The organism is Catenuloplanes atrovinosus, assembly GCF_031458235.1.
In the GTDB taxonomy this organism is placed as follows: Bacteria; Actinomycetota; Actinomycetes; order Mycobacteriales; family Micromonosporaceae; genus Catenuloplanes; species Catenuloplanes atrovinosus.
On sequence record NZ_JAVDYB010000001.1, the window covers coordinates 1149756 to 1169751 of the forward strand.

Genomic DNA, 19996 nt, shown 5'->3' on the forward strand with positions numbered 1-19996 from the left:
GCGTGCGGACCGGCCGCGCCTAGCGTCGGGGTGCTCGCCCGCCGTCGGCGGCGACCCTGCCGCGATCCTGGGAGGTACGCACGTGGCGGACGGAGCCCTGCACCCGGATCCGGCCAACATCGACGCGCTCGCCGGTGAGTGGGACAAGTTCGCCATCGAGATCGGCGAGCTGTCCGGCGCGCTGGACCAGCTGATCAACGCGCAGTGGAACGGCGACACGGCCGTGCAGTCCGACCGGGTCGCCGAGGCGATCAAGACGCGGGTCACCGAGATCAGGGACGCCTGCACCCAGATGGCCACCTCGCTGCGGGAGATGGCCGAGGAGGTCCGCAAGGCGATCCAGGCCCGCCGCGCGCAGGAGCTGATCGAACGAATCTTCCTGATCCTGACCATCGTCGGCACGTTCTTCCTGTTCCTGACGCCGTTCTTCGCGATGATCGGCAACCTGGGCCGGCTCGGCGCGATCCTTTCCGTGGTCGGCCGCGCGCTCAACGTGGTCGGGGACCTGGTCGCCACCATCCTGAGCCGGCTGCCGATGGTCACGGCCGCGGCAGCGGAGAACATCGGCGCGTTCGTCAACGGCGTGTTCTGGGCGGTCGGCATCAGCTTCGGCATCCAGGGCGGCGTGCACGCCGGCTTCGGCGTGCCCTGGCAGCCTGACGTGTGGAACGAGGTGACGAACGCGCTGGTCGGTGGCGCCACCGCCATCATGTTCGGCGGCATCCAGATCTACTCGTGGGGCAAGAACGGCGCTGTCCAGACCCGGTCCGTGCACGACCCGTCGCGGCTCAACCACAGCAACCCGGGCCCGGTCACCATCCCCCGGGTCGACGCGGCCACCCCGACGCCGATGCCGGTCGGCGACGGGCACCTTCCGCCGCCCGCCGCGTTCGCCACGGCCGACGGCACGGTGCCACCACCGAGGTCCATGCCGCACCTGGACGAGGTGTCCAGCCGGCCGCCGGGCGTCGACGGCGACCTGCCGGTGCTGGCCTCCTCGACCGGCGTCAACCACCAGGTCGGCGAGATCGGCGCGCTGCCGCCCGCCGGCACCACGGCCGGCGGGGCGCACGTGCCGCCGCCCACCCCGCGCGGCGGCGAGCACCAGGCCGTGGCGCCCGTCCCGCACGGTACGAGCGCCACGCACGCGGGCACGCCGCCGCTCGGCCGCACGCCGTCGCCGGAGCCGCACCGGCTGGGCGACCCGCCGATCACCCACGGCGGCTCGCGGGCCGGGACGCCGCCGGTCGCGCACCTCGACAACACCGTGCTGCCACCGGCCGGGCGGCCGTCCACACCGGACGGACGGCCGGGCGGGGTCACGCCGCCGGCGCCGCACGGTCTGACCCCGCAGACGCCGCACTCGCCCACGCACGCGCCGCTGCCCGGCGACCCGGTCACCCACGGGAACGGGCGGATGTCGCCGCCGCCGGGCGATCCGCAGCCGCTCGCGGGCGGCCGGCCGGCCACACCGGCGCCGCAGCAGCCCCACGACGTGATCGCGTCCGGGCGGCCCACGGCCCGGGCCGAGCCGGTGCCGCACGGCACGGCCGGCCGGCCGGGCACGCCCACGCCGCCGCCCGAGCCGGTGCCGCACGGTACGGCCGGCCGGCCGGGCACGCCCACCCCGCCGGCCGAGCCGGTGCCGCACGGTGCGGCCGGCCGGCCGGGCACGCCCACGCCGCCGGCCGGGGAGCCGCAGCGCCCGGTGGTCAGCGAGTCGTCCCGGACGGTGGCGGACCTGACGAAGCCGTCCAGCCTGCCGCAGACGCCGTCCGGCGGCGGCCGGTCCGCCGTGCCGGAGCCGCCGCTCGGCCGGCCCGGCACGCCGCAGGCGATGCCGGTGCACGACGGCCCGAGCACGGCGCCGGAGGGCCCGCGCGGCCGGACGCCGTCCGACGCGTCGTCGGTCTCGTCGCTGCCACCGGCCCGGCGGCCGGCCGGCGGCGACGGCCAGGTGCCCGAGCCGATCGTCCGCCGCGCCCGCTCGGCCGAGTCGTTCGCGTCGAGCACGTCACCGGAGTCGCCCGCGCCGGCCGTCCGCCGCGCCGACCCGGCCGACCCGCCGGCAGCCGGCACGACGACGCCCGAGCCACCCGTCTCCCGCCGCCCCCCGACCGCCACGGAGATCGTGGAGAGCGCACCGATGACGCCGCGCCGTCTCCCGTCGGCCGAGTCGCTGCGCGCGCCGGTCCCGCTGTCGCGCGGCGGCGACGATCCGGCGAGCGCGCCGTCGCCGTCGCGGGCCGGGGACGACGCGATCGTCCGCGACCTCGACGACCTCCGGCAGCGGCTGCGGGACCGCGGCGTGGCGGACCGGGAGTTCGACCGGCGGGTGACCGAGTACCTGGCCGGCCAGCGGGCCCGGGAGAACGGCGCGGACGCGCCCACCGTGCGGCGGGAGGACCTGGACGACCTCCGGCACGACTTCTACACCGACACGGACCGCGGGCTGAAGGACCTGTTCACCGGCGCCGGCCCGGTCCGGGTGAAGGACGGCGTCGCCTACGTCCAGGAGCGGGGCACGGCGCTGCACGAGGCCTTCACGTCGCGGATGGAGCCGCCGACCGACCCGGGAACACCGGTGATCAGCGCGTCGTCGCGCCCGAGCGCCTACGAGGCGATGTGGCGGGACGGGGACGACACGCCGACGGCCGGCCGGCGTCCCGGATCCGACGCGGACGACGAGGCCGCGGCGATCACGGCATGGCGGGCCGAGGACCTCGACGCGACCGTCAAGGACTGGAACGACCTGAAGACGCGGCTGGAGGCAGGGCAGCGCGCGGACGCCGAGTTCAACTCGCGGGTGCGGGGCTTCGTCGACGACTGGTTCGCGGCGCACACCGGCCCCGACGCACCGCCCTTCACCCGGGCCGAACTCTCGGCGGAGCTGCAGAGGCGCCGCCTCGACTTCTCCGAGTTCGGCCGGCCGGAGCTGCGGAAACTCGTCGCCGAAGGCCGGCTCGGGACGGTCGGGGACGCGGTCGCCGTCATCCGCCGGCAGGGCGAGGGCCTGCTGCGGGACTTCACCCTGGACGCCACCCGGCTCACCGGTGCCGACCCGGCCGGGGCGCCCGCCGCGGTGTCCCGGCAGGCCGGCACCCGGAACGAGATCGCCGGAAACCGGGACGTGCTGGCGGACCGGCTGTGGGCCCGTCAGGAGGCGGACGCGGTGTTCAACGCGCGGGTCCGCGAGTTCGTGGACGACTGGTTCGCGCGGCACTCCGGACCGGACGCGCCGTCCTTCACCCGGCGCGAACTGGCGGACGCGCTGGAGAGCCACCGGTTCGAGTTCTTCTACGACAGCCAGCTCACGCTGCGCCGGCATTTCGCGGACGGGATGCGAATCCGGGTGCAGGACGGGGTCGACTTCCTCACGACGCAGGGGGAGCGGCTGCCGGAGGTGTTCGGGCAGGAGACGTACCGGCTGATGGCGCGGCGCCAGGCGAACGAGATCTCGGCCGGCCTCGGCCGCGAGCACGCGGAGCGCCACCCGGGCCTGCTGGCGCCGGAGGCCTACCGGCGCGTGGCGAACGAACTGCGGATCGAGGCCTCGTCCCACGCGGTCGGCCGTCGCTACGACGCCGACGGCACGCCGCGAGCCACGCCGGACGAGCACTGGGACCACGACCCGACCACGCCGCAGGGCCGCGAGCGGCTGGAACGGTACTACCGGGACCGGATCGCGGAGGAGGTCCGGGCCGCGCACGATCCGGTGATCCAGCGCGAGTTCACGCCGATCGCGGACGAACTGGACGCGCTGGCGGCGGCCGGACGGCCGGACGTACCGGCGCCGTGGGAGCCGCCGACGAAGGCGTCACTGCTTCGCGAGTTCCGGGACCGGGTGCTGGACCGGCTGATCGCGCGGCGGGACGCGACCGACCCGGTACCGGCCGTCCGCGAGGAGATGATCGAGCGGCTGCGCACCCGGCGCCTGGCCGAGGAGGAGTTCGCCCGCGGCCGGCAGGAGCTCGACGCCGTGATCGACCGGCGCGGCGGCATCGACCGGCCGTGGGAGCGCGCGTTCCGCGCCGACCTGGAGCGGGACCTGCGCACTCGGGTCGCGAACGCGGGGCCGCACCCCACGCCGGACCGGGTGGCCGCGATCCGGGACCAGTGGACCGCCGAGCTGCCCACCCGGCTGGACCGGGCGATGCGCGCCGTCACGTACGCGCGCTTCGACGACGTGCTGACCGGCTGGCGGAGCCGGCAGACCGAGACCGGGCAGCCGCACCACCTCACGGACGAGGCGGTCGAGACGCTCCGGGCCCGCTACGAGCGCGCGACCGGCGACGACGTGGCGGCTTGGCGCGGCACCGACCGCGACACCGACCCGCGGATCATCCAGGACCGGCTGGCCTCGCGCGCGGACGAGGCGCGGGCCTGGCTGACCGGCGCGGCTCGCCTGGAGCACGACCTCTCCGCGGTACGGACCCACGCCGCCGCCGTCGAGCGGGACTTCCGCCAGGGCACCGCCGGCGGCAACCCGCTGAGCGAGGCCGGGTACGCCCGGGCCCGCGCCGACCTGCTCGCCGACGTGCGGGGGGCGCGCGTCACGGGCGACCGGGCCGGCGTACGGCGGCACCTCGACGACTACCGCGGCCGGCTGGAGCGGGAACGCCTCTTCGAGGCCGAGCACGCCCGGGTCGCCGACCGGGTGGACGCGCGACTGCGGCCGGACGGCGGCCCGGTCACGCCGGAGCGGCGGACACTGCTGGACCAGGCGCTGGAGCGCTTCCGCGGCCGGGTGCACGACGCCGCCCGGCCGTCGGCCGTGTTCACCGGCGACGACGTACCCGGCACGGTCACCGACGCCCGCGCCGCCCGGCTCCGGCAGGCCCGCGCGCGGTTCCTGGAGGAGCTGTCCGCGCCGCCGTCCGGGCGCGCCGCACCGGAACCCGCGCCCACGCCACGGCGCGGTGCCGCGCCGGAGCCGGAGACCGTGGTCGACCGGCTGGCCGACGACGCGGGCCACTGGGCCGACCGGCGGTTCGCCGAGCGGCACGCGTCCGACCCGGACCGCACGCCGTCGCCGGAGGGGTACGCCCGCGCCCGCGACGAGTTCGTCCGGGACGTACGCGCCGCCGCCACCACCGAGCTGCGGCACGGCGCGGTCGAGCCGCCCGCGCTGCGCGACCGGATCCAGGAACTGGAACGCGGCTTCGCCGAGCGGCTGCACGCGGAACGGCGGTTCGAGGACCGGCTCGCGATCGAACGCGCGCACCTGGACGAGACGGTCGGCGGGTGGGTGGCAACCGATCGGGACCTGGCGCCGTACGACGCCGCGATCCGCGCCGAGCTGGTCGCCGACCTGCGGGCCCGGGTGCTCGACGCCGGGCCCGACGGTGCCGGCACGGCCGCGGCCCGGTGGCGCGACGGCCTCGGCGACCGGCGCGACGCGATCACCCGCGCCGTGCGGACCTCCGCCGACATCGACGGCATGGTGCGGGCCGCGCACGCGGACCTCGACCCGCACCACCCGGTGGATTCGCGGACCGTCGATCCGGTCCGCCGGAGACTGGCGGACGCGATCGTCGCCGAGCTGCGCGCCTGGCGCGACTCGGCCACCGGCGGCGGCACCGCGATCCGGGCCGGCGAGCTGACCGAGCGGCTGGACGGCCACGTCCGGGCCGCACGGCGCGAGGTGGAGCTCGGCATCCGGCGGGACGCGTACGCGCGCGGCGAACGCACCTGGGCCCGCACGACCGTGACCCGGATGGACACACCGGTACCGGCCGGTGCGCGCGACCGTGCGATCGCCGGCCACCTGGACGAGACGCGGGCCGCGTTCACCGAGGCGGGCGGCCCCGGCCGGGCGCTGGACGAGCGGATGGCCACGCTCCGGGACGGCTTCGCGCGGCGGGTGCGGCGGGAGGCCGCGATCGAGGAGGCCTACCGCACGTCGGTGCTGCCGGCGCTGGACGAGCGACTGCCCCGGCCGCACGGGAACACGGCGGAGGCGGCCCGGGTGGCCCGCATCCGCGGCGAGGAGTTCAACGACTTCCGGGACCGGATGCTCCGCCACGACGGCTCCGACGCGCGCGCCGTGGTGGGCGAGTGGCGGGCCGGCCTGGAGGAGCGGATCGCCGGCGCCGGGCACCTCGGCGGGCTGGAGCGCGCGTTCGGCGAGTTCTTCGACACGCAGGTCTCCGCGCGGGTACGCACCGGCGAGCACGTCTCCGCCCGGTTCACCGACGGGCAGTCGCGGCGGATCGCCAACCGCGCCGCGTACCTGCACGACCGGGCCTGGCTGACCGGCGGTGAGGGCGCGCGGGCGGTGGACGTGCACCGTACCGTCCTGGACCGGCTGCGCCGGGACGCGGTCGCGGCCGCGCACCGGATGGAGCTGGACGCCGCGGTCCGGAAGGTGTTCAGCGACCAGCAGGCCGCGCAGACCGAGCACTTCGGGCCCGCGCGCGACGCCGGGGACCTGACGCTCCGCCCGGCCGAACTGGACCGGCTCCACGAGCGGCTCACCCAACGGCTCACCCGGGACTTCTGGAACGTCTGGGGCCGCGAGCCGGGCGGCGTGAACCGCGCGCCCGAGCTCTCCGGCGACCGGCACCGGGCCTGGCAGCAGCGGCTGGACCGGGCCCGCGCCGACCTGGCCGAGTGGATGCACCAGGCCCGCGTGGACCGGATCGGCGCCGGTCACGGCCCGATCACGCCGCGCGCGGAGCACCCGGCGGCCGCGCCGTCCGGCCCGGACACCGGCCGGCCGCACACCATCATCAGCGGCCGGGAGCGCCTCGCCGCACTGGCCGACTCGCTGCGCGCCCGGTTCGGCCACGGCCCGGCCACGCCCCGGGCGCCGCTGCCGGACCCGGAGCCGGTGCCGCCGAGCCGCGGCGAACCGATGGCGCTGAGCGCGTACCAGCGCGAGCAGGTGTGGCAGCGGACGCTGCCGGAGCTGCGCGAGCACGGCCTCCAGCGGGCCCGGCTGGAACAGGACCTGGTGCTGCGCGGCTACGACGGCGACGCCGCGTTCCGCCGTGCGGTCCGGACCTGGGAGCGGGACAACCCGGAGCTGGTCGCGTACCTCAGCGAGCGGGACCGGCGGGCGATCCGCTCGGCCGACTTCGACCCCGGCATGCAGACCATCCGGGAGTACGCGTGGGGCCGTCGTGGCGAGAGCGTCGCCGACCCGGCCGAGGTCCGCGCGATGATCGACGCCAACGCCGCGATCCTGCGCGAGCGGTTCACCGCGGTCGCGGACCACCACCGCACGCTGGAACGGCAGGGCAGGACGCCCACGCCGCCCGCGGACGAGCCGATGCCGCGTGACTGGCCCGCCGGCGAGTCGTCCTGGCGCGAGCTCCAGCGCATCCCGGACGCGCGGGCGCGCCGGGACGCCGAGGCCATGTTCCGGGACGTGGCCGCGACCTACGCGGGCACGCGCGGCCCGGGCCGGCGCACGCTCCCGGCCGAGCACGTCGACCGGGCCGGCGCGTCCTTCTTCCGGGAGGCCCGCCTGCACCACGAGGGCGCGCCGGCCGGCGGGCTGATCACGCCGCGGGACGCGTTCCTGAGCCGGATGGGGCCGGCCCGCGGCCGGCTGGCCGACGACCTCTCCCTGGCACAGGTCGCCGACCACGCGTTCGCGACCGCGACCGCACCGTCCACGCTGGCCGACGGCGTCGCGCGGCTCACCCGCCGGCCGGCGCCGGCCGAGTCGCTGGCGCGGCTCACACCGGACCAGCTCTCCCGCGTCCGCGAGACGTTCCACGGCTCGCTGCGGCAGCTTCGGGACGAGCTGTGGGCCGGCCGGCCCGGCGAGTTCGCCCGCCGGCACGACGCCGGCGACCTGCTCGGACGCTCCGGCGACGACCCGTCGCCGACACCGCGGTGGAACGCGCGGCTGGACCGGCTGGCCGAGACGCTGCCCGCCCGGATCGAGCAGGAGCACCTGTTCGGCGGGCTCACCGGCCAGGCGGCCACGGAGTTCGACGCGGTGATGGGCGGGCCCGGCCGGCACCGGCTCCCGGACGCCACCTACGACGCGCTCGCCGACCGGTTCCGCAGCGACTACGTGACCGCGCACCGGGAGATGTACGGCATCGGCGAGCGGGAGACCCGGACCTGGCTCGGCCACGAGGCCGCGCACGAGAACGGGTTCGGCACCCGCCTGGACGAGCTGCGCGAGCAGGCCGCCGGGCGGGCCTGGGACGCGCCGTTCACCGAGGAGACGGTGCACGACCCGGTGCCCACCGGCACCGCGCCGCTCGGCCGGGACGACGCGCACCTGGTGCCGGAGGACTTCGGCGGCGTACCGCGGTGGAACGCCCGCCCGGACGTGGACACGGCCGGCGGCGGCGAGCGCGCCGGCGGCACGCCGGAGCCCCGGGAGCTGCCGGAGCCGCCGCGGGCCACGCCGGAGCAGGACGCGCTGTTCCAGCGCCTGGAGCGGGAGCTGTCCGGCGCGTACGCACGGCGGGTGCGGCACGCCGCCGGGATCGAGACCCGCCGCCCGGACCTGGCCGAGGGCTTCGACGACCAGCTCCGGGAGACCGGCGCCGCGTTCGCCGGCGCGGACCCGCGGTTCGGTTCGCTGCACACGCTCCCGGCCGGGGAGCGCGCGGCCTGGCGCAGCCGGTTCGTGGCGGACGGCGACGCGCTGTTCGAGCGCGTCTGGGAGCCGGTGCTGCGCGACGGCGCGCCGGAGGGATCGCCGGCCTGGCGCCGCGCGGAGGCGGACTGGGAGGCCGGCTACCAGCGGCTGCGCGCTCAGCTGCGGCTCGACGCGTTCCACCGGCACCAGATCGGCCGCCACCACGACGTGGTCGCCCGGCACGTGGAGGCCGCCCGGACGATGGGTATCGCCGACCACGACATCGCGGTCGGCGTGCAGGCGTTCGCGCGGGACGTGCAGGTGACCGCGGACTCGCTGATCGCCTCCCGGCCGCGCCCGCACGCCGGCCCGGACCGGTTCGACGCGGGCGACCTGGCCCGGTGGGACGCGGCCGACGCCGCGCTGCACCGGCGCCTGCGGGAGTACGTGATGAACGCCGGCCTCGACGCGGACACCGCGGTCGGCCGGGTCAAGGAGCACGTCGGCGGCCAGTTCGACCGGTGGAACGCGTCGGCGTCCGACGACGCGCCGCCGATGCACCGGCTGCGTGACGAGGTGGAGCGGCAGGCGCCGCAGCTGGTCGAGCGGACGCGCGCGCACGTGATCGACACCTGGGTGCGGCACCGCGACTCGCTCGGCACCGGCCACGCGCGGGCCGCCATCGAGCGTGACCTCGACCTGGTGGCCGGGCAGGTGGCGGCGGAGCACCTGAGCACGTTCCGTGACGTGCACGGCGGCGCGGGCGCGCGGCAGCGGCACGCCTACGAGCACACCCGCGACCTCCACACCGGGCGCGCGGTCGACGAGCTGATCGACACGCTGCGCGGCTCCGGCAGCACGCTGCCCCGGGCCGGCGTGGAGCGGATGGTGCTGGAGATCCGGGACCGGATGCGCGAGGTCGACGCGGAGCTGCGCGGCGAACTGGGCGCGTCCCGGTACTCGCCGGAGTCGGTGGACCGGGCCGTCGAGCGCCTCTCGGCCGAGGCCGACCAGATCCGCGCGGAGGTCCCGGCCCGGATCCGCTACGAGGAACGCCTGGACGCCGGCCTCCAGGGCGCCGCGCGACGGTACGCCGGCCTGCTCGGCGACAGCCCGCACGTCGCCGTCAACCGCACGCTCGCCGCCGGCTTCGGACGCGAGTGGTTCGGCCGGTTCGACGCGGTGTACGGCGGCGAGAGCGCGCTGCTGAGCCGCCCGCTCCCGGGCCGTACCGTCGACGACCTCGCCGCACGGGTACGCCCCGCCGCGGCGGAACACCTGGCCGAGGGCGCGCCGTGGACCGCGTCCGAGGTGCGGGCCGTCATCGCCCGGCGCAGCGCGCCGCCGGACGGCGGGCAGCCGTTCGCGATCGGGTTCGCCGGCGACGAACGGACGGTCCGGGTGGTGGCCGGCGGCGACGAGGCGACCGTCCGGGACATGCTGGACTGGTACCTGGGCGACCTGCCGACCGCCGCCCGCCGGGCCGTCGTGCTGGACATCGGCCAGGTCACCGACGTCGTCCCGGCCACGTTCGGGGCGCGGCTGGCCGACGCGCACGACGTCGTGGTCGAGTTCCCCGGCGGCGGGCCCGGCACGGCCGGCGACTCGCCGCGCCTGATCGGGTTCGGCCCGCGCGGCGACCGGGTGCCGCTGGCGTTCGCGGAGACCGTGCGCGTCACGCCGTCCGCGCGCGCCGGGCACACCGCGGAGCACTTCGGACTGACCCCGCACCCGGACGGCGGCTACGACCTCGGCAACGGCTGGCGGCTCTCGGTCACCCGCGACGCCGGCGGCGTGCCGCGCACGGTCGGCACCACCGGCCCGGACGGCATGCCGGAGGCGGTCGGCGGCCTGATCCGGCGGTTGCACGAGGCCGGGATCGACCCGGTCGCGGCCGGCGCCGCGCCCGAGTTCACGGTCACCGTCCGGGACGGCTTCGGCACCAGCCTGGATGCGCTCTACCGCGGCTTCCGGGACATCCGCGCGGCGAACCTCGGCCGGGCCGGTACGAACGACGCCGTCAACCGGTCGATCGACGAGTTCGTCGCGTCCCGCGGTCGGACGGCCGGCGACGCCGCGGAGTCCCGGTTCCCCCGCGTGCCCGACGACGCGGACCTGACGCTGCGGCTGGCGAACCTGCGCCGGGACGATCCGACCGGCACCGCGCACCCGGGCGAGGAGCCGGACACCCCGCCGGTCGTCGACCCGGAGCCGGCCGAGTTGCGGGCCCGGGTGGACGCGCTGCGCGGCGACGACGGCCGGGCGAGCGACTGGCTGGACCCCGGCACCGGGCGCACCGAGCGGTACGGGTACCGCGCCATCCGGGACGGTGCGGCACCGCCCACCCGGGAGGAGGCCGCCGCGCTCGACCACGAGTGGCGCACGCTCTCCCACGGCCGGGACCAGCGCGCGATCGACGCGTACTGGGACAAGCTCGCCCGCCGCGGCATCGAGCCGGCCACCGGGGCGCCACGCGACGAGCCCTCGTTCCCGGTGGCGCCGATCTCGGACGACGAGTTCGTCCGGATGTACTCCGACGCCGCCGGCGCGCGCGGACGCGAGCGCGGCCTGGCCACGGACACCATCGACGCACATCTCGCCGAGGTGGACCGGGTGATCCGGGCCGGTGACGCGGAGGGGTTCGCCCGCGCGGTCCACCGGTACGACACTGACGTGTGGGACGCGGTGTACGCCGCGAACGCCCGCGAGCGCGCGCTGGAGCAGGCCCGCGCGGCCGGCGTCGCCGAGGACGACGCGCTCGCGTACCACCGGGAACTCATGGGCCTGCCCGGGGACGACCCGGCGCGCGGCGCTGCGCTGCGCGAGGCGTGGCTGCGGCGGATCGGCGAGGAGGTGCCGGCCGCCCCGCCGGAGCGCCCGGCGAGCCCGGCGCCCGCGACGGAGGCCGATCCGGAGCTGCTCCGCCGGCTCGAGGGCCTGGCGGCGCCCCGACTCGGCACGGCCGCGATGCCGGACGCGCCCACCGGGGCGCCGGGCGGCCGCTCCGGGCCGCGCGGCGGGGACGGCGACGGCGCGGCCCACGTCGTCCGGTCGCGGCGGCAGCCGTCGTCCGCGGCGGAGCACGCGGCGCTGCAGGGCCGGCTGGACCGGCTGCGCGGCGGTGACCGCGGGCCGGAGACCGTGCCCGGCGCCCCGTCGGCCGACCTGAGCGACCTGCGCGCGCTCATGGGCGGCTCCGGCGACGACACCCCGCCACCCCCGCCACCCGGCGACGGTCACGGGGACGGCGGCCACGGTGGTCCCGGTGACGGCGGCGCGCCCGGCACGCCACCGCGCGGGCAGGCCGCCGGCTCGGAGACGATGCCGCTCCAGCAGCGCCCCGCCGAGGCGCCCGCGCCGCGCGCCGTGGAACGGCCCGACGCCCGCTCGTTCACCGCCTCCTACGACTACCGCCCGGTGCGCGAGGACGTGCCGCCCGCGAGCCGGCAGCGGATCGCGCGGTTCGAGGGCGGGCTGGAGACCGCGCGGGCGACCGGCGACCCCGCGCGGGTCCGCGCCTGGCACCACGAGCTGGACCGCGCCGGATACCGGGCCGCGCCGCTCACCGGGACCGCGCTCACCCCGCTGGCACCGCACGAGGAGGAGTTCCTGCGCGACCAGCGCCGGGCCGCGAGCGCGCACCCGGTCACCGAGTCGACGGTGGACACCTTCCTGATCGGCGCGGAGCGGGCGGTCCGCGCCGGGGACCGGGACGCGTTCGCCCGCGCCGTGACCGAGCTGCTGGACGCGGCCGCGGCCGGGCGACGGGACCAGCGACTGCGCGAGCAGGTGGAGGCGGTGCGGCGCGAGGAGGCGCGCGCGGCGGGCATGTCCGCCGCGGCGTTCACCGCGCACCGGGCGGCGGTCCACGAGGCGGTCGAGTCCGGCTCGGCGGCACGGCTGAGCGCGGCGCTGGACGCGTACGCCCGGGACCTGGCCGCGGCCCGGGACTCCGGCGAGCGCTCCGACCTGACCGCGCCGGTGCGGCACCCGGGCGACGACGCCGCCGCGCGGCGGGACCTCGACCGGCAGCTGCGCCGGTTCGACGCCATGCGCGGGACCGCGGCGCTGAGCGGGCCGGAGGCGGCGGAGCACCGCAGGATCGAGCTGACCCGGACGTACACGACCGTGCTGACCACGGTGATGGAGTCGGTGCACCGGGTGGACGCGATGCTGGACCGGCAGCGGGAGATCCTGACCGAGGACGAGCGCGAGGCGATCCGGGCCCAGCACCTGGTCACGGCCGCGGACCGGCTCGCCGGTGCGCTGGACGACGGCACCACGGCCGGCCTGGCCGATGTGGAGGCCGCCACCGGGGCCCGGATCGACGGCGTGCTCGCCGCCCTGGAGCGGGGGGAGGAGCCGGACGTACCGCCGATGCCCGCGCGCCGGATCGCCCCGCCCGCCGCGGCGACGGAGACCGTGCCGCCGCTGCCCGCCGGGCTGGACGGCGCGGACCTGGCCCGGCTGACCGCCGACGCCGGCGCCGCGGTCGACCGGGCGCTGCGGCGGGACCGCGCGGAGGAGAGCCGGCCGCCGCACCCGCTCACCGTGGCGGAGATCCGCCGTCGGGTCCTGCACGGCCTGGCCGAGGCGTTCCAGGTGACCTGGGGCGCGCTGCCGCCGGGCCGGTACGCGGCCGAGGCGCTGCTCGACGCGCCGCACCCGCTGGACCCGGCCGGGCAGCGCGCCTGGCAGCGGGCGCTGCGCGACGCCGAGCACGCGGCGCAGACGGCGCTCGCGGAGGCGGACGCGCTCCGCGGCGCCCTGGAGGAGGCCGCCGACCGGTTCCACGACCTCACGCTGCGCGCCGGCATCGAGCCCGGCCCGATCCTGGACCGGCTCGCGCTGCGGTTCCGCGAGGACGCGGCGCGCGAGCACTACCGGGCCCGGGGCCTGCCGGAGGAGCGGCTCGCCCGGGACCTGGACGCGGAACGGCACCGGGACGACGCGTTCGTCACCCGCCTCACCCGGCCGCACGGCCCGGCCACCGGCGACGCCGCGGCCGAACCGGACCCGGAGCGGCACGACCGGTGGGAGGCGCGGCGCGAGGCGCTCGGCCGGGAACTGCGCCGCCGCGCCGAGCTGCGCGCCCGGGTCCAGGAGAACCGGCCCGACTGGGACGCGGTCTTCGACGAGGAGTCGCGGCGGGGCCGGCCCGGCGCGCCGCCGGAGAGCGCGCGGGCGGACTTCGCCCGCCGCGCCGAGCAGGCCTACGAGCAGCTCTGGGGGTACGTGGCCGAGCGCGCCGAGAGCCTGGACGCACCGCTCTGGGACGCGGCCCGGCAGCAGTGGGAGAACACACTCCGCGACCTGCTCCGGCCCCCGGCCCCCGCGAACCCGGGCACGACGGTCCAGGCACCGCCCCGCCCACCGGCGGAACCGGTCGCCCGGCCCGAGAAGCGCTCCGGCACGGCCGCCCCGACACGTCCGCCCCAGCCGTTCGCCCCGGCCGAACAGGCACTGGACTCCATTCACGCGGCCGTCCGGCGCGCGGAGCACCGCGCCTCCGCGCTCGTGCGCGGCCTGGACCTGCCGGACGAGATCCGCGAACGCGTCCGCGCCGACGCGCGGGAACTGCTGCACGCGGAACTGACCACGGCCACCGAGCAGCTGAACCGGCTGCGGTACACCGAGTCCGGCCGGGCCACCGCGGTCGGCGACGCGAACCGGCGGCTGATCGCGCTGGTGGACGGCCTGCCGGCCCGCGCCGCGCTGTGGCGTCGGATGGTCGCGGACGCGCCGCGCGCGGCGCAGGACTTCGCCGCGGAGATGAACCGCGCCGCCGCGGTACGCCGCACCGTGCTGGCCACCGCGCCGGTCTTCGCGCACGAGTGGCTGACCGAGTACGCGCGCACCCACGGCGGCCCGGTGACGCTCTCCGAGCCCGCGCTCCGGGCGTACGCCCGGGAGGTGGCGCACGCCGCGGCCCGGCGCGCGCTGGACGGCGTGGCCGGCCGCGACGCGCTGGCCGAGGCCGAGCGTGACCTGCTGCGGATGGCGGACGGCCTGTTCACGGACGAACCCGCGCCGCACGACGCGGCGAACCGGGTGCCGCGCCTGCCCCGCGGCCTGGGCGCGGACGACGACGGCATCATCCGGATCGGCGACGCCGGCCACCACTTCCTGCGGCAGCTCCGGGACGGGCGCCGGTCCGCGGGCGTCGACGGGCCGGTCGTCGTGGTCGGCGGTGACCTCGCCCCCGACACGGTGCGGGACCGGCTCGGCGGCGTGCTCGAGGCCTACTACGAGCTCGGCACGCGCCCGGTCGTCGCGCTCGGCGACGGTGTCGGCCCGGACGCGTACCGCGACCTGATCACGCTCTACCAGGTGCCGGTCGTCCGGCGTACCGAGCGGTCACCCGGCGGGCTCCGGCTCGACCGGGCCTGGGAGGTGCGGCTGCCGGCCGGCCCGCGGGACGCGCCGGACGCGGCCGGCGCGCTCACCCTGGCCGCGCGGGCGCCGGGCCTGGACGGGTACGGCGACGTGCTCTCCGAGGAACTGCACCGGTGGCTGTCCGCCGGCACCTGGACGGAGAAGCGGGACCTCTTCCGCGACCTCGGCGACACGCTGTCCACACCGGACAACCGGCACGCGGTCGAGCGCATCCTGCTGCGGCGCCCGGCCCGCGACGTCCGGCACGGCCACGGTGCGGTGCGGGAGCTGCCGCGCCCGGTGGCCGGCGGCACCGAGGCCGCGGTCGATGCGGTCGGCACCCACCGGGCCGTCCTGGAGCTGGCCGCGCGGGGCCGCGCCGGCACCGCGTTCGACTACCTGACCGCGACGGACGCGGCCACCCGGACCACGCTGCTCGCCGACGAGGTGGTCCGGGACCCGCGGCCGGATTCGATCGCCACGCTGGTCGGGCTGGCCAACGGCGCCAACGACGACGTCACGCACGGCGCCAACGCGGCCGTGCTGGAGGCGCTGCGCCTCACGCTGGCCGAGACCGACGGCGTGCCGCCCGCGGCCGAACAGCTGATCACCGCGAACCGGATGTACCTGGCCGACGGCACGGACCGCGCGCACTGGGCGCGCCGGCTCCGCGACATGGCGGCCGGCATGCCGGACCGGGTGGCGCAGCTGGCCAGGATCTCCGAGCTGGTGATGACGTGCATGCCGTGACCGCCGGCGCGCCGGGCGCTCCCACCCGGCGCGCCGGCCCCGCTCAGGGCCGGTCGAGCGTCTCCGGCCGGATGCCGGTCACCGCCCCGATCTGGTCGGTCATCGGCCGCAGATGCTCCTCGGCCACCCGCTGGAGCGAGCCGCTGGCCCGGGTGAACGCCTCCGCCACCAGCCCCTCCAGCAGGCCGCGCCGGGACGGGTCGAGCAGGCTCGGGTCGATGGAGACCTCCGAGACGCGGCCGTTCGCGCCGAGCGCGACCGTGACCAGGCCGTCGCCGGCCTCGCCGGTCATCGTCATGGACGCCAGGCGGGACTGCATCTGCGCCATCTGCTCCGCCATGGCCCGGGTCCGGGCGGCGAACTGCTCCAGGTCGAACGATTGCATGACTGCGACTCCCTGTCGTGGCGGGACTGACGGTTCGCGCGTTCTACGAGCCCGGCCCGGCCCCGGTTCGACCGCGTCCCCGGCGGGGACACCCGAACGAGGGCGGTGACGGTTCCGGACCGCCCCTGCTTGACTGGGCCTGCCCACGAGACCCCCGCCCGGACCGTCACCCCGGTCCCGCGACACCCCGGCGCGACGGCCCCGGAGCCGCTCCCGCTCGCGGGAGCGGCACGAACCGGCACCGCCGCCGGACCGTCGCGGACCGGGCACGGTGCCGGGCGGGTCCGCCCGGAGGTAGACCATGAAGGCTCGGCTCGCGCTCACCGCGCTGATCGGTGCGCTGCTGGCGCTGGCCGGCGCGCCGGCCCACGCGGAACCACCCGCCACCGGCAAGTACTACGTGGTCGGCGAGCCCGTGAACGGCCGGCCCGAATACCTCTACGCGATCGCGCTGAAGACGCTCGGCGACGGCAACCGCTATCCCGAGATCGCGGAGCTGAACCTCGGCCGCACCCAGCCGGACGGCGGCGCGCTCGACTCCGGCGGCGCGGTCCGGCCCGGCTGGGTGCTGGTGCTGCCGGCCGACGCGGGCGGCGAGGGCGTGCAGGACGGCCCGCTGCCCGCGATCGCGCCGCGTCCGGTGGCGACCCGCCCGGCCGCCGCACCGCCGCGGCCGGAGTCCACCGGCAGCGCGGGCATCCTGTGGGGCTTCGCGTTCGTGTTCATGCTGCTGCTGGTCTTCGCGGTGGTGAACATCCTGCACAGCGGCGCGCGGGCCGCCGCGCTGGCCGCGTCCCGGCCGGGCGGTCGGCCGCTGCCCGGTCCCGGCGATCCGCCGCCGCCCCCGGCGCCGCCGGGCACGGCGCTCGCGGAGGCGGACGAGGACGACGAGGAGGACGCCGGGCTGGACCTGGCGGTCTCCGCCGCGTCCTCGGCGGGGTGGGGGCGGTCGTCCCCGCCGGCGGAGGAGGGGACCCGTCCGGCGACACCGGACCAGCGGGAGACCTGGGGGCCGCCGGCGGGGGAGACCGCGACCGTCCGGATCGGGCCGTCGGGCGGTTTCGTCCCGCCCGGCGCGCCCGCGAAGCGCGGCGAGGACCAGACCGACCCCGATCCGGGGGTACGGGTGACGGCCGCGTCCTCCGCACCGGAGACGCCGGTGGCATTGTCCACATCGGATGGCGGTGCGGCGGGGGCCTCGCGGGCCGACGACGCCACGCGCGACGACGGCGGCGCCGGGGACGCGCTCCACGATCCGGAGAGGTCGGCCGCGACGGACTCGGCCGCGACGGACTCGGCCGCGACGGACTCGGCCGCGACGGACTCGGCCGAGATCAGTTCAGCCGCACCGTCTCCGGCCACGTCCGGTTCGGCCGCACGATCCTCAGCCCCGTCCGGTTCGGTCGCGTCCGGTCCGGTCGCGTCCGGTTCGGCCGGGACGACCTCGGGCGCTGTGACGACCTCGGCCGCGACGTCGCCGGCCGCTGTGACGACCCCGGCTGCCGCGGCCTCGCCGGCGACGAGTGCGGCAGTCACGACGCCGGCCGTGAGCGCGGCCGGGGTGGCGGGCTCGGGCGCCTCGCGTACCGAGGAGGCGCCGACGGAGACGTTCGCGGCGCCCGGCGCCGAGCCGACGGCGAGCCGGTTCGCGCCGCGGACGGAGACGTTCGCGCCGGTCGCGGCGGAGGTGCCGGCGGGGGCGAGCGCGTTCGCGGCGGACGAGCCCGGGGAGACGTTCGCCGCGCGGGTGCCGGAGGAGGCGGTGGCGGCGTTCGCCGAGCCCGCGGTCACGCCGTGGAAGAGCCGCGTGCTCGCCACCGCGGGCGCGCCCGCCCGTGGACGCTCCACCGTGGACGTACCGCTGCCGGACGAGCCGATCACGGCCACCTCGGCCGGGACCGGCGCGCCCCGCCGCCCCTCACCCGGCGGCCGTGGCCCGGCCGGTCCCAAGCCGCCGCTGCCCGGCCCCGGCGACGACGAACCGGAGCTGAACGAGGCGGTACGGGCCGAGGAGGGCACGGTCGTGGTGCGGCTGAGCGGTCTCGGCGCGGTGCGGAGCGCGCCCGCGTACGCCTGGCTGGCCGAGGACGACCTCCCGATGGGCGGCATCGTGCCGCTGGTGCTGGGCCGGCGGGACGGCTGGCTGCTGCACGCGGACCTCGGCCGTACCCCGGACTGCGTGGCGATCACCGGCCCGCTGGCGGCGGTGCGGCGGCAGGCGGCCGGCTACGCCCGGCGGCTGCACGAGACCGGGCACGGCGTCTCCGTGATCGGCGGCGCGCTCGGCGACCGGATCGTGCCCGGCCTGCGCCTCGACCGCGTGCCGGAACCGCCCGCACCCGGCGCGGAGCCGCCCGCACCGCAGGTGGTGTTCTGCTCCGCGGAGGACGCCGCGGCCACGACCGGCATCCGGCGGCTCGCCGCCGCGACCGCCGGCCGGATCGTGCCCGTGATCCTGGGCCCGGCCGCGTCCGCGCGCTGGACCCTGCACCTGCACGGCTGACCGCCGCGATGTCACCGGACCCGGCGGCGGCGGACCAGCCAGAGCGGCACCTGCCAGGCGGCCACGAAGGTGCCGAGCCCGGCCACCAGCAGCGCGACCTGCCCGGCACCGCCGGTGCCGGTGGCCTGCTCGCCGGTGGTGTCCGGCCGGGCGGCGACCGCGGCCGTGACCGCGGCGACCGGGTCGATGAACCCCCAGCCGGTGGCCGGGTCCGGGGAGCCGCCGTCGCGGTCCGCGGTCGCCTCCACGATCTGGGTGGCGTCGACGGCGGACAGCTCCGGCGCGGCGGCGCGGACCAGCGCCAGCAGCCCGGCCGCGAACGGCGCCGCGAAGTCGGAGCCGGTGCCCTGCAACGGCGGCCGGCCGGCGGTGCCGATGGTGGTCACGCCGATGCCGGGGGCGAGCACGTCGACGCCGCCGCCCTGCCGCGGCTCCGAGGGCGCGCCGTCCGCGCCCACGCCGCCGACGCGCAGCAGGCCGGGACGGTCCCCGGGGCCGGGGCCGGCCGCGGAGGCCGGCACGACCACGGCCACGTCCTGCGTGACCGCGGCGTCGATCGCGGCCGCGACCTCGGGCGCGGCGGTGTCGGTGGGGATGGTCAGCGCCACCACGGACGCGCCGGCGTCGACGGCGAGCGCGACCGCGTCCGCGGCGTCGCGCGCGGCGGCGCGCCCGCCCTCGCCGGTCCGCACCCGGACCGGCACGATCTCGGCCTCCGGTGCCATGCCGCTGAACCGCCCGCCGCCCTTGGCGCGCGCGGCCGCGATGCCGGCCATCGCGGTGCCGTGGCCGGTGCAGTCCACGGTGGCGGGGCTCTCGCCCACGCCGGGCCGCACGCGCCCGGCCAGCGCCGGGACGGACGCGTCCACGCCGCCGTCGACGATCGCGACCGCGACGCCGGTGCCCCGGCCGCGGTCCCAGGCGCCGTCCAGGTCGAAACGCAGCTGCGCCCAGGGCAGCCCATCCGGCGCGAGGCGGTCGGGCGCGCGCTCCGGGCAGGCCCCGGCGGACGGGGACGGCGCGGGGGACGCGCTCGGCACGGGACCCACGCCGGGGAGCACGCCGTACCGGACGTCGCCGCCGGCCGCGTCCCAGGGCAGGGCCAGGATCCAGCCGGCCCGCAACTGCTCCGGGTCGCTCAGCACACCGCCGTCCGGCTGCCGGCGACCGCCGTTGAGCGCGACCAGCTCGGAGTAGCGCGCGCCGTCGCCGAGCAGGCGGGCGGAGATGTCCCGCAGCCGCTCCGGCCGCCCGTCCGCCCCGGTGGTCACGACGTAGTACTTCCAGAACTCCGCCGGCTCCGCGGCCAGCGCCCGTGCCGGGAGCAGTGGCGCGGCCACCAGCAGCAGGAACGGTGCCAGCCAGCGGAGGGGGAGGCGTCGGGTGCGGTGGCCGGCCACACGCGGGGTCATGCCGGTCTCCAAATCGGATCTTC

The 19996-nt window shown here is 78.3% G+C and carries 4 protein-coding genes; 2 read left to right on the forward strand and 2 right to left on the reverse strand.

Annotated elements, in window-relative coordinates; all coding sequences use genetic code 11:
* Nucleotides 1-82 precede the first annotated feature (82 nt).
* On the forward strand, nt 83-15673 hold the full coding sequence (locus tag J2S41_RS05070; RefSeq protein WP_310363640.1) for a hypothetical protein: 15591 nt from the start codon (nt 83-85) through the stop codon (nt 15671-15673).
* Nucleotides 15674-15716: 43 nt separating this feature from the next.
* Here the strand turns inward: J2S41_RS05070 and J2S41_RS05075 are convergent, their stop codons facing one another.
* A complete protein-coding gene (locus J2S41_RS05075) occupies nt 15717-16058 on the reverse strand; it encodes a YbaB/EbfC family nucleoid-associated protein (protein ID WP_310363643.1) in 342 nt (113 codons plus the stop codon).
* 301 nt (nt 16059-16359) lie between these two features.
* Here J2S41_RS05075 and J2S41_RS05080 point away from each other — a divergent pair, with 301 nt between their 5' ends.
* On the forward strand, nt 16360-18561 hold the full coding sequence (locus tag J2S41_RS05080) for a hypothetical protein (protein ID WP_310363645.1): 2202 nt from the start codon (nt 16360-16362) through the stop codon (nt 18559-18561).
* Between the two features lie 11 nt (nt 18562-18572).
* On the opposite strand, the gene J2S41_RS05085 is transcribed toward J2S41_RS05080, so the two are convergent.
* Nucleotides 18573-19973 carry a S8 family serine peptidase gene (locus J2S41_RS05085; protein ID WP_310363647.1) on the reverse strand — a complete coding sequence of 467 codons (1401 nt, stop codon included), beginning with the start codon at nt 19971-19973 and terminating at the stop codon, nt 18573-18575.
* Nucleotides 19974-19996: the final 23 nt, after the last annotated feature.

Excerpts from the sequence above, each read along its gene's own strand:
- J2S41_RS05075 (WP_310363643.1), bottom strand. The coding sequence starts at position 16,058 with ATGCAATCGTTCGACCTGGAGCAGTTCGCCGCCCGGACCCGGGCCATG.
- J2S41_RS05080 (WP_310363645.1), top strand. The coding sequence starts at position 16,360 with ATGAAGGCTCGGCTCGCGCTCACCGCGCTGATCGGTGCGCTGCTGGCG.
- J2S41_RS05085 (WP_310363647.1), bottom strand. The coding sequence starts at position 19,973 with ATGACCCCGCGTGTGGCCGGCCACCGCACCCGACGCCTCCCCCTCCGC.